The organism is Sorangium sp. So ce375, from assembly GCF_051473855.1.
In the GTDB taxonomy this organism is placed as follows: Bacteria; Myxococcota_A; Polyangia; order Polyangiales; family Polyangiaceae; genus Sorangium.
Genome location: NZ_CP150335.1, coordinates 10,953,758 through 10,967,993 on the forward strand (window position 1 = coordinate 10,953,758; position 14,236 = coordinate 10,967,993).

The 14,236-nt window shown below is 69.9% G+C and carries 10 protein-coding genes; 9 read left to right on the forward strand and 1 reads right to left on the reverse strand.

Annotated features, from left to right (window positions below; genetic code table 11):
- The first annotated feature begins 7 nt into the window (after window positions 1–7).
- A complete protein-coding gene (locus WME90_RS40970) occupies window positions 8–1,423 on the forward strand; it encodes a DUF362 domain-containing protein (RefSeq protein WP_437277531.1) in 1,416 nt (471 codons plus the stop codon).
- 118 nt (window positions 1,424–1,541) lie between these two features.
- Here WME90_RS40970 and WME90_RS40975 read toward each other — a convergent pair whose 3' ends face one another.
- Entirely contained in the window at window positions 1,542–2,138 is a 597-nt protein-coding gene (locus WME90_RS40975) for a TetR/AcrR family transcriptional regulator (protein WP_437277532.1), read from the reverse strand.
- A gap of 161 nt (window positions 2,139–2,299) precedes the next feature.
- Here WME90_RS40975 and WME90_RS40980 point away from each other — a divergent pair, with 161 nt between their 5' ends.
- The 8 genes from WME90_RS40980 to WME90_RS41015 all read left to right on the forward strand — a co-directional run bounded on the left by WME90_RS40980 (window position 2,300) and on the right by WME90_RS41015 (window position 14,174).
- Complete coding sequence (locus WME90_RS40980) at window positions 2,300–4,828, forward strand: PEP/pyruvate-binding domain-containing protein (RefSeq protein ID WP_437277533.1); 2,529 nt, start codon at window positions 2,300–2,302, stop codon at window positions 4,826–4,828.
- Window positions 4,821–6,203, forward strand: coding sequence for an MFS transporter (locus tag WME90_RS40985; protein ID WP_437277534.1), 1,383 nt, complete (start codon window positions 4,821–4,823; stop codon window positions 6,201–6,203). Before WME90_RS40980 ends, WME90_RS40985 begins: the two co-directional genes overlap by 8 nt.
- A gap of 265 nt (window positions 6,204–6,468) precedes the next feature.
- The gene (locus WME90_RS40990; RefSeq protein ID WP_437277535.1) at window positions 6,469–7,737 is read left to right on the forward strand and encodes a non-reducing end alpha-L-arabinofuranosidase family hydrolase; all 1,269 of its coding nucleotides are present in this window, start codon (window positions 6,469–6,471) and stop codon (window positions 7,735–7,737) included.
- A gap of 190 nt (window positions 7,738–7,927) precedes the next feature.
- Window positions 7,928–8,737 (forward strand): fumarylacetoacetate hydrolase family protein, encoded by an 810-nt coding sequence (locus WME90_RS40995; protein WP_437277536.1) that lies wholly within the window; start codon window positions 7,928–7,930, stop codon window positions 8,735–8,737.
- On the forward strand, window positions 8,734–9,150 hold the full coding sequence (locus WME90_RS41000; protein WP_437277537.1) for an LUD domain-containing protein: 417 nt from the start codon (window positions 8,734–8,736) through the stop codon (window positions 9,148–9,150). Before WME90_RS40995 ends, WME90_RS41000 begins: the two co-directional genes overlap by 4 nt.
- A 310-nt stretch (window positions 9,151–9,460) precedes the next feature.
- Window positions 9,461–10,705: a non-reducing end alpha-L-arabinofuranosidase family hydrolase gene (locus WME90_RS41005; protein ID WP_437277538.1), complete on the forward strand. Its 1,245-nt coding sequence runs from the start codon at window positions 9,461–9,463 to the stop codon at window positions 10,703–10,705.
- 333 nt (window positions 10,706–11,038) lie between these two features.
- Window positions 11,039–12,682 (forward strand): ATP-binding protein, encoded by a 1,644-nt coding sequence (locus WME90_RS41010; RefSeq protein ID WP_437277539.1) that lies wholly within the window; start codon window positions 11,039–11,041, stop codon window positions 12,680–12,682.
- Between the two features lie 184 nt (window positions 12,683–12,866).
- Window positions 12,867–14,174, forward strand: a complete 1,308-nt coding sequence (locus tag WME90_RS41015) for a hypothetical protein (protein WP_437277540.1) — start codon at window positions 12,867–12,869, stop codon at window positions 14,172–14,174.
- Window positions 14,175–14,236: the final 62 nt, after the last annotated feature.

The window sequence follows — 14,236 nt, forward strand, 5'->3', positions numbered from 1 at the left end:
GCTCCCGATGGCAGCGACGAAGAACCGCGTGGTGACGGTATCGAGGCCGGGCGTGAGCTACGGGGGCAGCGCTCCGTACGGCCCGCCGAGCCCGGTCTACGAGGCCGTCGAGGCGCTCTTCCGCCGGCTCGGCCTCGACGCGGCCCGCGCCGGCACGCCGGAGTGGAACCCGCTCGGCGACCTGATCGCGCCGGGGGACCGCGTCGTCGTCAAGCCGAACCTCGTCTCGTCGAAGAACCTGCACCAGAAGATCACGGGCGAGCGGCTCGCCGCCTCCAGCACGCACGGCTCGCTGCTCCGCCCCGTGCTCGACTACGCGCTTCGCGCCGCCGGCCCGCGCGGGAGGGTGCGCGTCGTCGACTCCCCGGTCGAGGGGTGCGAGATCGAGAAGGTCGCCGGACCGCTCGGCATCTTCGATGTCATCGATCACCTGAAGTCCCAGGGCCACGACGTCGATTTCATCGACCTGCGGTATTTCCGGATCGCGCCGGTGTTCGCGCTCGACGACGTGCGCCGCTTCGGCCGCTCGTGGAACCTCGGCCTGCTCCTCCGCCGCCCCCTCCCCGGCGATCCGCGGGGCTACCGGGTCGTCGATCTCGGCCGGAGCAGCTCCTTCGCCGGCGCGGGCGCCCCGCGCGGCGCCGCGCTCCGGTTCCACCGCAGCCATTACGCGACGCCGGTGCCGCACCACAGCGGGGAGCGGCACGAGTACAGCATTCCCCAGACGCTCCTCGACGCCGATGTCGTCATCAACCTTCCCAAGCTGAAGACGCACAAGAAGACGGGAGTCACGCTCTCGCTGAAGAGCGTGATCGGCCTGACGAACGAGAAGTACTGGCTCCCGCACTTCACCGAGGGAGATCCGTCGGTGGGCGGCGACGAGTTCGATCGGCCTCAGGGCCTCGGAGAGGCGGTGGAGAACAAGCTCAGCCGGCTCCCGCTCCCCGGCGATCACTCGCTCGTCGCCCGCGCGCCGCGGCTCGCGGCGCCGCCGAAGGTCATCGATGGCAGCTGGGAGGGGAACGACACGCTCTGGCGGACCATCCTGGATCTCAACCGCATCCTGTTCTTCGCCGACCGCGGCGGCGCGCTGCGCGGGGAGCCGCAGCGGCGGTACCTGACGATCGTGGACGGCATCGTCGCGGGCGAGGGCGAGGGTCCGCTGGGCGCGACGCCCGTGCGCGCAGGGCTCCTGCTCGGCGGGTTCGACCCGGGCCTCGTCGACGCGATCGCAGCGCGGGTGATGGGCTTCGATCCGGCGCGGATACCGCTCGTGCGGGAGTCGCTGGGCGGGGTGTTGCTCCCTGGCAGTCACATCGAGGGGGTCGAGCACCTCGTCGACGGGCCCGCGCCGACCCACAGGTTCAAGCCGCCGCGGAGCTGGCCGTCGCTGCTGCCGGACGCGGCCGGCGCAGCGGCGTGACGCGAACGAGGGCGTTGGCCGGCGTCTCGCGCCCTGCGCCAACAAGACGGCAGAGGCGTGGGGTGGTGGTCGACGTTGCCCGAGAAAGATCACGGGGAGACGGGGGAGACAGGGAGATTTACTCCGCCGCGGGCGCGAGCGTCCGGTGGATCGCGTCGATCGCGAACGTGACGTAGGCCCGGCCCTCCGACTCATCGAACCGCTGGTCCGAGAGGTGCTGGTGGAACGGCCGGAAGTGCAGCGCGCCGAGGAAGAGGTCGGCCGCGTGCTCCGGGCGGACCGGACGCAGGAGGCCGCGGGCGATCGCCCGCGAGAACCACGCGACCACCTCGCGCCGCGCGCGGACCGGCGGCAGGTCCTCGCGCCGATCGGCCATGGACTCGACGTGCATGCCGGCCGAGCGGAGCACCGCGAGGCACGGCACGATGCGCTCGAGGTAGGCGGAGATCTCCTCGCCGAGCTCGAGGAGCTGGCTCCGCGCGTCGCGGTCGTCCGGGCCCGCCCGCGCGCGCGCCATCCACGGCGGCTCGAACGGCGGCAGCAGCGCGGCGCGCAGGAGCTGCTCCTTGGTGCCGAAGCGCTGGAACAGCACCCCGTGCGAGACGCCGAGCCGCTCCGCGATGAGCGTCGTCGAGACGCCCGCGCCGTGCTCCAGAAAGCACGCGCGTGCCTCGTCGAGGATCTGCGCGTCGGTGATGTTACGCGGCCTTGCCATTTATAAGTATCATGATACTTACTTCGTGACGTCACAATGACTTTCAGGTGACGATCGAGCGGACGCTGTCGGCTCGAGCGAGGCGCTGCCCGGAGGGCGGGCGGGCGCCGGGAGCGCGGGACGCAGCAGAAGCAGCCTTTCTTGGCCGAAGGAGATGCCTGATGCTTGTTCATCGCTTGAGCCAGCTATCCCGAGCCGACCTCGCCACGGCGGGCGGCAAGGGCGCCAACCTCGGTGAGCTGATCCAGCTCGGGCTGGCCGTGCCGCCCGGGTTCGTTGTGAGCGCTGACGCGTACGGGGAGCAGGCGCGCGCATGGGGGCTCGCCGAGCGCCTCACGGCGCACCTCGCCGCGAGCCGCTGGGAGGCGGCGGCCTCGGAGGCCGCGGAGCTCTTCGAGCGGGGCGCGATGCTGCCCGGGATGGAGAGCGCGGTCCGGGACGCGTACCGCGAGCTCGGCGCGCCGCCGGTCGCGGTTCGCTCCTCGGCGACGGCGGAGGACCTCGCCGACGCCTCGTTCGCGGGCCAGCACGAGACGTACCTCGACGTGGCGGGGGCGGACGAGCTGCTCCTCGCGCTGCGGCGGTGCTGGGCGTCCCTCTGGAGCCCGAGGGCCCTCGGCTACCGGGCGGCGCGGGGCATCGATCACCTGGGGGTCAACATCGCCGTGGTGGTGCAGCGCATGGTCCCGGCCGAGTTCGCCGGCGTCCTGTTCACCGTCGACCCGGTGGCCCATCGCGCCGACCGCATGCTCCTGGAGGTCGCCCCGGGCCTCGGCGAGGCCGTGGTGTCAGGGCACACGACCGGCGACGTGTACCGCCTGCGGCGCGCGCCGTTCGCCGGGGCCGCCGCGCCCGGCCCGCGCCAGCCGAACGGGGCCGCGGGCCCCGGGACGGACGACCTCGCGATCGACGATCGCGACCGCCGGGAGGCCGGCCGCCCCGCGCCGAGCGACGCGCTGGTGCTCGATCTGGGCCGCATCGGGCTCCGCCTCGAGGCCCACTTCGGCTGCCCGCAGGACGTGGAGTTCGCCTTCGCCGGGGGCTCCATCCACCTCCTCCAGTCGCGCCCGATCACCACGCTCGGCGCGGCCGAAATCGAGCCCATCCCTCCGCTCCCGCAGCTCAACCGCATGCAGCGGAGGATGCTCGAGGCCAACGACAACGACCGGTTCCCCGTCGCCCCCAGGCCGCTCGATCAATGGGGCTTCCGGACGACGCTCCCTGCGCTCGTGCGCATGATGCGCTTCCTGGGGCTCGACGTGGACGAGGCCGAGGAGCGCGCGTGGGTCGACCAGCTGTGGCGTCCGCTCTTCGTCCCACCGAAGGTGCGACCCACCCTCCGGTTGCTCCGGCTGCCGCAGAAGGTCGCGGCCAGCCTGCGCGACGATGCGATGGCGTGGTGGGAGGGCGACGGGTTCAAGCGGATCCAAGAGGCCTGCGCGCCGGTCGATCTCCGCGCGCTGGACGACGCCGCGCTCCTCCGCCGCGCCGACCGGATCACGGAGACCACGACCGCGGTCCTTGGCGAGCGGTTCGAGAGGAGCGCCAGCCAGCTGGCCGCGATCGCCCTCCGCGTCCCGATCGCCCTCGCCGTGGGACCGAAGCGGACGGCGACCGTCATGCGCGACCTCGTCTCGGGCCTGCGCACCCGGACGTCCGACGTGAACCTCGCGCTCTTCCACCTCGCGCGCAGGGCGGCGAGCGCCGGGCCGGAGGTCGCCGGCGCGATCCGGGAGGGGCGCCCTGAGGCCCTCCGCGACTCGGAGGCCGGCCGGTCCTACCTGGCCGAAGTCGACGCGTTCCTGGACGAGCACGGGCACCGGGAGAGCACCGGTTTGTACCTCTCGGCGCCGACGTGGCGGCAGGATCCCGCGCCGCTGTGGGGGCTCCTTCGCGGCCTGCTCGACGCCGCCGAGCCGCCGTCCGAGGAGGCCGGGCTCGCGCGTTACCGGGCGGCGCTCGACGAGGTCACCCGCGCGCTCCGCCTCGTGCCGGGCCTGCCCGACGCGTTCGGTCGCACCCTCGAGCGGCTGCGGGGCGCGATCGTGTTCCGGGAGCGCACGCACTTCGATCTGGTGCGCTCGTACTCCGCGCTGCAGGCGATCGTGGCCGAGATCGCGCGCCGCCTCTGCGAGCGCGGGCGCCTGCCGCGCCCTGACGACGTCTTCTACCTGACCGAAGCCGAGCTCCGGGGGTGGCTCCAGGGGGCGGCGCCGCCGCTCGACGAGGTGGAGCGGCTCGTTCGACGGCGGCGCGCGACGTACGGGGTGGTCAACGCGAGGTGGCAGAAGATGTCGTCCGGGGCGGGCGCGGGAGGCGCCTCGGGCGACGAGCTCCGCGGCATCGGGGCGTCGTCCGGGGTGGTCCGCGGCAGGGCGCGCATCGTGCGGGACGAGCGGGAGTTCGAGCGGCTGAAGGCGGGGGAGATCCTTGTCTGCCGCTACACGAACCCCGCGTGGACGCCGCTCTTCACGCTGGCCGCGGGCGTCGTCACGAACGTCGGAGGCGCGGTCTCCCACGCGGCCATCGTCGCGCGCGAGTACGGGATCCCGGCGGTGCTGGGGGCAGCCGGGGCGACCGAGCGCATCACGGATGGCCAGGAGATCCTCGTGGACGGGACGGAGGGCCGGGTGACGCTCCTGCGCCGGGACGACCGTCGGGACGGCGCGGGCGAGCTCGCTCGTGGCTGAGCCTTCCTCGCGCCTGCCGGTGCGGCTCCTCGCCGCCATCGCCCTCTCGACGGCGCTCGCGCCGCTCAACTCCACGATGGTCGCCGTGGCGCTGCCGGAGATGGCGCGCACGCTCCGCGTCGACTCCGGCGCGCTCCGGCAGGCGCTCGTGACGAGCTACCTGCTCACGAACATCGTCCTGCAGAGCCCCGGTGGGAAGCTCGGAGATCGCCTTGGCCACCGGCGCGCGCTCGGGCTGGGCCAGCTCCTCCTGGCGGTCGGGGCCGCGCTCGCCTACCTGTGGCCGGCGCTCCCGGTGCTCGCGGTGTCGCGCGTCGTGATGGCCGCGGGCGGCGCGATCGTGGTCCCGAGCGCGACGGCCATGCTCCGCACGGAGCTGCCGCCCGAGGTGCGCGGGCGCGCCTTCGGCGCCTTCGGGGCGGTGATGGGGCTGTCGGCGGGCACCGGACCGACGATCGGCGCGCTGCTCGTGGGGACCTTCGGGTGGACCTCGATCTTCCTCGCCAACGTCCCGGTGCTGCTCCTGTCCGCCGCGCTCGCGCACATCGGCGCGCCGCCGCGTCCCGCGGCCGCGGCGCCTGCCGCGCCGCGACCGCGGTTCGACGTCGTGGGCTCGGTGCTGCTGGGTGGGTCGCTCATCGGGCTCGTCCTTGGCCTCGAGGCCGCCCACCTCCGCTGGGCCGCGGTGCTCGGCGCGGTGGGCCTTGTGCCCTTCGTGCTCTGGGAGCGGCGCGCCGCGGACCCCGTCATCGACTTCTCCCTGTTCAGGCGGCGCGCGTTCCTCGGCGGAAGCCTGCTCATCTCGCTCCAGAACTTCGCCATGTACTCGACGATCTTCGAGCTGCCGCAGGTGGCGGGGCGGCTGTTCCACGTCGGGCCGCGCGACGTCGGCACGACGCTGCTGGCCATGATGGGGACGATGGTGGTCGTCTCGCCCCTCGCGGGGCGCGGCTCCGATCGCTTCGGGCCGCGCGCGGTGGCGCTCGCCGGCTGCTCGCTCGCCCTGGCCGGCATGCTCCTGCTCGCGGCGCGGCCTCTGAACGCGCTCACGGACGCGATCCCCGCGCTCGTGATGCTCGGCGCCGGCCTCGGCCTGACGTCCGCGCCGTCGCAGTCCGCGGCGATGAGCGACGTTCCGCGCGAGAAGAGCGGGATGGCCGCAGGCCTCACCTCGACGATGCGGTACATGGGGGGCATCGTCGGCCTCACCGTGCTCGGCCTCGTCCTCACCGACAGCCCGGCGGGCGACGTGGTGAACCGCGAGCACACGATGGCCACATCCATCTTCAGCGCGGCGCTGCTCCTGACGATCGGCTGCGCCTTCCTCCTCCCCGGCCGCGCCGCCGCGCCGGTGGCAGCCGCGGGATCACGGTAGAGCGCATCACGAGGAGCGGCGCGCGACCGACGCGCAAAGGCAGGATGAAGCTGGCCGTCGCTGCTGCCGGACGCGGCAGGCCGCGCGCCGGTTTTTGATTGACGCCGGCAATGTGAACGTTCACAATTTGGTCTCCGGGTATCCTTCTGCTTCGCCCTGGGTAGGCCGTCATGCGCCCCGGCTTCTCGTCCTCATGCGCGTTCACCCTGGCGGTCGGGCTCTGAGGAGCTCGCTGGCCCGATTGGGCATCCCTTTGGAGACTAGCATGATCACTCACCTCGATTTGCCCTCCCACGCTCTGGCTCCGTGCCGTTCCCTCCTTCGTCTCTCTGCTCTCGGCTGTGTGCTCGCGGCGCTCACCGGCTGCGGCGGCGGCACGACCGACGACCAGCCCTCCCCTGATGGGACGGGTGGCTCGGAGAATCCGGTGACCGGCGCCAGCAGCGCCAGCAGCGCCAGCAGTACGACGGGCACCGGCGGTAGCACTGGTACGTCGAGCTCCGTCGGGAGCGGGGGAAGCGGTACGACGGGTACCGGCGGGAGCACGTCGGCCTCGGGGAGCGGCGGAGATCCAGGGGACGGTGGTGGAGGCGCAGGCGGCTCCACGCCGACCTGCGACTTGCCCACCACGTTCAAGTGGAAGTCGGGGCCTCCGGTGATCAGCCCCAAGCCGCCTGCCGGCCGCAGCTGGGCATCCGTCAAGGACCCGACGATCGTGTTCTTCGACAACAAGTACCACGTGTTTGCCACCGTGTTCGACACCACGTCGGGCAACGGCGGATGGCAGTCCATGTACTCGAACTTCACGGACATCCCTCAGGCGAACGCCGCTGAGCAGCACTACATGGCGAGCTGGCCCACCGGCAGCACGGTCGCGCCCCAGGTCTTCTTTTTCCAGCCGCACAACAAGTGGTACCTCATCTACCAGTGGAACGGCCGGTACTCGACCAACGATGACATCAACAACATGAACGGCTGGAGTCGGCCCCAAGGGCTGCTCCGAGGCGAGCCGAACGGCGCGCTGGACTTCTGGAACATCTGCGACGACAAGAACTGCTACCTCTTCTTCTCGCGGGACGACGGAAAGCTCTACCGCTCCAAGGTCAGCATCGACAAGTTCCCGAATTACGACGGTTACGAGACCGTCATGTCGGCCCCCAGCGCGAGTCTCCTGTTCGAAGCCAGCAACGTCTACAAGGTGGATGGGTCGAACAAGTACCTGCTCATGGTGGAGGCGTACGACAACAGCCCTCGCTTCTTCAGGTCGTGGACGTCCGAGAGCCTCGACGGCCCCTGGGCTCCCCTGGCGGACACCAAGCAGAACCCTTTCGCCGGCCCTGCCAACGTGACCTACGAAGGCCAGGACTGGAGCGACGACATCAGCCACGGCGAGCTGATCCGCTCCGGGCACGACGAGAAGATGACCATCGACCCGTGCGACCTGCGGTTCCTCTACCAGGGCAGAGATCCGAAGGTCGGGGGTGATTACGGCAAGTTGCCCTACAGGCTCGGGATGTTGACGCTCCAGAAGTAGCTCCGCTCCCCTCCAGTTGTGGTTTTACCACCCCGGTAAGCCTGGCGGCCGCTCGGGCCGCCAGGCGGACGCCACCTGGATTCCACCCTCCCATGACCGCCTTTCGTCGCGACGCAAAGACCGCGCTCGACTCGCTCGCGGCGCACACGTTCCCGGGCGGGCAGGTCTGGCAGGACCGCTCGGAGCGCTCATGAAAATCATCCGCTACCTGGACACGAACGGACGCGCCCGCTACGCGAGCGAGCAGGGCGATGGCACGGCCCTGCGCATCGAAGGCGACCCCTTCGCTCACTACACGGTCACACAAGAACGTGCGGAGGTCGCGCGCAGGCTCGCCCCGATCGCTCCCACGCAGATCCTCGGCATCGGCCTGAACTACCGCCGGCACGCCGAAGAGACCAAGGCCAAGCTCCCCGAGCACCCGATCGTCTTCATGAAGGGACTGAACGCCGTCCAGGATCCTGGCGCGCCGATCGTGATTCCGCGTCAGCTGGCGAGCGAGGAGGTCGATTACGAGTGCGAGCTCGCCGTGGTCATCGGCAAAGCGTGCAAGAACGTGAGCCGCGCGCGCGCGCTCGAGCACGTGCTCGGTTACACGTGCGCGAACGACGTGTCGGCTCGCGACTGGCAGCTCCGGCGCGGCGGCGGGCAGTGGTGTCGCGGCAAGACGTTCGACACGTTCGCCCCGCTCGGCCCCCGCCTCGTCACCGCGGACGAGGTCGGAGATCCAGGAGCGCTCCGCATCGCCACCCTCCTGAACGGCGAGCGCGTGCAAGACTGGACGACCGGCGACATGATCTTCGGCGTGCCCGAGCTCATCGAGTTCTTGAGCGGCAGCACGACGCTGCTGCCGGGCACCGTGATCCTCACGGGGACGCCGCATGGCGTCGGCATGGCCCGAACACCGCCGCGCTGGCTGCGCCCGGGAGATCGGGTCGAGATCGAGATCGAGAAGATCGGCGTGCTCGAAAACCACGTCGTCTCCGAAGGGGAAGCGTGAATGACGGCGGCCCCGCCGCGCTCGACGCCGGGCAGCTCGCGGCCCGCTCCTGGGAGCTCCTCGATTTCCTCAGCCAGCCGACCGTCTGGCGCGCGGCGCTCGCGCCCGGAGGTCGGGTCCAGATCCTGCCGGTCGAGCGCGCCGCCGGCGCGATCGCCGAGACGGGCACCGTCATCCTCGACGACGCGACCACCTCGACGCGCCTCAGCGCGCTCGCCCCCTGGATCCACGTGGCGATCGTTCGCCGCGCCGACATCCACCGTTCGCTCTGCGCCGAAATCTCCGCGCTCGGCGGCGACCCCTACGTGGTCAGGTGTACGGGGCCATCCAAGACGGCCGACGTGGAGGGCATCCTGATTCAGGGCGTGCACGGACCGGGCGAGCCAATCGCCCTGATCGTCGATGCCTGGTAGAGCGACGCCGGGAGCGCGTTCTGAGGAGTTTCCGGCGATCGGCATCGTGGCCGGCGAGTCCCGCGCGCCGGTTTTCAATTGACGCCGTAGATGTGAGCGCTCACAATTTGGCTCGGAGATTGCTCCGCTTTGCCCTGGGTAGGCCGCCGTGCGGCACCGGGCCCTTCGTCCTCGTCCTCGTGCGCGTCAACCTTGACAGTCGGGCTCTGAGGAGCTCGCTGCCCGATCGGGCATCCCTCTGGAGACCAGCATGATCACTCCCTTCGATTTGCCTCGCCAATATTTGACTCCGTCCCGTTCCCTCCTTCGTTTGTCTGCCCTCGGCTGTGTGCTCGCCGCGCTCGCCGGTTGCGCCAGCGACACGGGGGACGACCAGCCGTCCAGTGGTGGTACGGGTGGCTCGGAGAACCCGACGACGAGCGCCAGCAGCACGACAGGCGCGGGCGCGAGCACGAGCACAAGCGGCACGGGTGGATCAGGCCCCGGCACGAGCACGAGCACGAGCAGCGGAAGCGACCCGGGCACGGGCGGCGACCCGACGGGTGGGACCGGGGGGAGCGGCGGCGCTCCGGGGGACGGCGGCGGCGGCGCGGGCGCGGGCGGCTCGCCGCCCGTGACCTGCGACTTGCCCACCACGTTCAAGTGGAAGTCCGGGCCTCCGGTGATCAGCCCCAAGTCGGCTGCCGGTCGCACCTTCGTCTCCATCAAGGACCCGACGATCGTGTTCCACGACGGCAAGTACCACGTATTTGCCACCGTGTACGACACGGCGGGCAACGGGGGGTGGAGCTCCGTGTATTTGAACTTCACCGACTTCGCTCAGGCGAGCTCCGCGCAGCAGCAGCACATGGCGAACTGGCCCACCGGCGGCACGGTCGCGCCCCAGGTCTTCTTTTTCCGGCCGCACAACAAGTGGTACCTCATCTTCCAGTGGAACGGCCGGTACTCGACCAACGACGACATCAACAACGTCAACGGCTGGAGCCGGCCCCAGCCGCTGCTCAAGGGCGAGCCAGGCCAGATGGGGAACACCCTTGGCGCGCTGGACTTCTGGAACATCTGCGACGACAAGAACTGCCATCTGTTCTTCTCGCGGGACGACGGGAAGCTCTACCGCTCCAAGGTCAGCATCGATAAATTCCCGGCTTTCGATGGGTACGAAACCGTCATGTCGGCCCCCAGCCAGGGGCTCCTGTTCGAGGCCAGCAACGTCTACAAGGTGGATGGCACGAACAAGTACCTGCTCATGGTCGAGGCGTTCGACAACAGCCCTCGCTTCTTCAGGTCGTGGACCTCCGAGAGCCTCGACGGCCCCTGGGCTCCCCTGGCGGACACCAAGCAGAAGCCCTTCGCCGGCCCTGCCAACGTGACGTTCGAAGGCGGAAAGTGGAGCGACGACATCAGCCACGGTGAGATGATCCGCTCCGGGAGCGACGAGCGAATGACCATCAACGCGTGCAACATGCAGTTCCTCTACCAGGGCAGGGATCCGAGCGCCGGAGGGGCTTACGAAAGATTGCCGTACAAGCTGGGTCTGATCACGCTCGAGAAGTAACACCGCTCTCCGCCTCGATCTCTCGGCAGCTCCGAGGCCCTCCCGCTCGACCAGGGACGACCCTGGGGAACGTCGGTCAACACCCGCCCATCCATCCGCTGATGGGTCCGATGTTCTACCTTTTCCCGCATTAACGGCTTTCGTGCGCTCGCTCAGCCGAACGCGCTCCGGCTTTATTCCGCTGCCATCGAGCCCCCAACGCTAACCGGGAGACTGGGAATGCGTCCAAACGCTCGGGTGGTATGATCCAGAGCCTCGGTGACGCGCACTGGCAAGAGCCCCGTCGCGCCCCTTAAGGATCAAGAATCATCTCGACAAGAACGTGGGGGGGCGATGCGGACGATCAAGCAGATCATCGCGGCGCACGCACCAGAGATCGTCGAATCCTGGGCCAACGAAGCGAACAGGGCAGCGGTGGCGAGGGGGCTGGAGCGCCCCGAGCTGACGAACATGATGCCCAAGTACGTGCGGTCGCTCGCGCGTGGATGGGACGGGGAGGAAGTGTGCCGCGAGCGAAACGAGCTCATCGAGAGCCACCTGTCCTCACGCTTGCGTGCCGGCTTCAGCCTCGAGGAGGCGCTGGAAGAGTTCGCCATCCTCGGGCGCGCGATCGTGCGCACCTGGTCCATCACAGCCACCGAGGAGCGGCCGAGCTTGGAGGAGATCGATCGCCTCTTCGCCGAGATCCACGCCCGTTCCATGTTCGTAACGCAAGCGTTCCGGCAACACCTCCTGGAGGACGAGCAAACCGAGAAGCGCTACCTACGGCTGCTCCATGAGCCGTTCTTGCAGCCTTTCGGCGGAGAGGCGCCCCTGTCGTCGGGGCGTTTAAGGAAGGTCCTTGAGGTCGTCATGGACTCGATGGACGCCGATACGGCTGCGCTGCTGTTGCACGACATCAGGACCGGGAAGCTGGAGATGGTCGCGTCGGTGGGCCTGGCCGATGAGCCGTTCGTCGAGTACGTGCGAGCTGTCGACGCCTCGTCCTTCGCAGGCGCCGTCGCCTTGCAGGACTATGCGATGTCGATGCGCGACGTGGAGACCACGTTGCTCGACGTGCCGGATAAACTCCGGCACAGCGGCATCCACTCGCTGCTCGGCATCCGTCTCCCGCCGCAGCGTTCTCTCATGGGCGTCCTGTACATCGGCCTCCGTGAAAAGCGGACGTTCACCGCCCGTGAGACGCGGCGCATCGCGGCGGTCGGCGAGCGGCTCGCGCTCCACCTCGACAACGCCAGAATCTACACGGAGCTGCTCGACCAGCTCGATGCCCTGCGCGTCGCGCGCGAGCTACGAAACCGGTTCGTCTCGGTCCTGGCGCACGATCTCCGCGGTCCGCTATCGGCCGCGAGGATGGCCGCGACGCTGCTCGCCGCGCAGCCGGACGCGAACGGGCCGGACGTCGCGAAGCGGGTCGAGGTCGTCGTCCGCAACCTGGATCGGGCGGACCGCATGGTGACCGATCTGCTCGACGCCGATCGGATCCACGCCGGCCGGCGTCTCTCGCTCACGCTCGCGGAGTGCAACCTGAGCGAGCTCGGCCGCGAGCTCGTCAACGAGCTCGCGGCCGATCACCCAGGCCGCATCGTGCTGCACGCAGACGAGGGCGCCCGAGGGTTCTGGGGTGCCTCGGAGCTGCGACGCGCGCTCTGGAACCTCATCTCGAACGCGCTGAAGTACGGCGCGAAGGACGCGCCGATCGCCGTCGCCATCACGAAGCGGCCGGACGGCGTCGAGGTGAACGTGCACAACGAGGGCGAGCCGATCCCGCCGGAGGCACAAGAGACGCTGTTCGATCCATTCATGCGCGCCGCAGGCGAGCACCGCGCACACGGATGGGGCCTCGGTCTGATGCTGGTACGCGCCTGCGCAGAAGCCCACGGCGGGAGCGTCCATGTGGACAGCGCTCCCGGTCGCGGTACGACGTTCACGATGCGGCTGCCAGCGGACGCGCGGCCAGCCCAAGGCTGGACGTGAGGCGCTCACCGCCCCCTGCTTCGCTCTCTCGGGAGCTACGTTGGAACAGGAGCGGCGACCTCCCAATCGGAGCACCGCGGTTGTCGAGCTTGCCAGCACCCTGAGCCACGCCGAGCGCGGCGGCGGGGAAGTTGGCTGGGCGCCGGGTGCGCCGGTAGAAGCGTGCGCGGGTAGACGTACGGCGATGAGCAACGGGACGCGAGGTGGCCAAGGCCGCGGGCGATCGGTGGCGCAGCCGAGGGCGCCCCACCCGGCCACGGTGGCGCAGCCGAGAGCACCCCACCCGGCCACGGCGGCGCAGCCGAGGGCGCTGACTCCGACCACGGTGGCGCAGCCGAGGGCGCCCCACCCGGCCACGGTGGCGCAGCCGAGGGCGCCCCACCCGGCCACGGTGGCGCAGCCGAGGGCGCCCCACCCGGCCACGGTGGCGCAGCCGAAGGCGGCGGTTGGCCTGACAGCGCCGGGGACCGTGGCCCAACGCGCGAGCTGGGTACCGAGCTATTTCCGTGCGGGCTTCTGGCAGCGGATGCGCGATGGCCGCCACGTCTGGCGCGCGGGTGAGCCTGGAGGGAGGTATCGGCCCACCGGAGAGCAACACAGCAGGTGGCACGACGTGTTCAGCAACCCGGTGTACGAGACGCTGAGCGATATGCTGTACCGCATCTTCTCGAAGGCGTCGGCGGAGCGGGAGGCGGTGCGCTACGCGGAGATATACCAGCTCATCGTGGCGGCGTCGCCGCAGGAGATCACGGAGGCCGCCCGCGATGAGGAGATGCTGGAGGCCGGTGCGCGCGTGCTGGCTCCCCCGGACAACTGGATTCCGTACCCCGAGCCCGTGCCGAACGACTTTCCCGATCTCGTGAAGGCGTTGAAGGTTCGACTGGTCGGGGCCGTGAGGCCCCACGATCCGGGGCCCGTGGACGACGCCGTTCGCAAGGTGCTCGGCGACTACGTGCGGAGGCGGGTCGACGCGGGCGTGAACATCGCCGAGCACTACGTGGTGCTGAGCGCGAACCTGTTCAAGGCCGCTCAGCGGAAGTACGCGGCCTCGCTGCCTGGAGGCGGCCAGGTCAACGCGTTCACGGAAGAGGGAACCATCTACCTCAGCACGAGCCGAGGAGAGCCGAGCACGATCATCCACGAGGGAATCCACCTGTACGCGTCCGGAAATTTTCGTCGACTCTTCGGCGATTCGCTCGACGAGGGGGTGACGGAGTATTTTGCGCGACGGGTCGCCATCACGCTGAACTATCAACGGGACAGGTATCGGGACGAGCACGCCGCGGCGCTGCGCCTCGTCCAGATCTTTGGAGAGCTCGCGGTGGGAAGCGCCTACTTCCGAGACGATCACTCCTTGATCTCTGCCCAGTACTTAAAAAAGCTGAAGGCGATGGGCGTGAGCAAGCTCGCGCAGCGAGAGGCGTCGTGGCTCCCCTTCCTCCAGAGGCTGAAGGAGAAGAAGTGGGACGAAGCGTTTCGCCCTCTGGAGTAGGTTGTTACCGCCCCCTCCCAGAAGAGGAGGGGGCGCTATCTCGCGAGCCGCCGCGGCGCGTC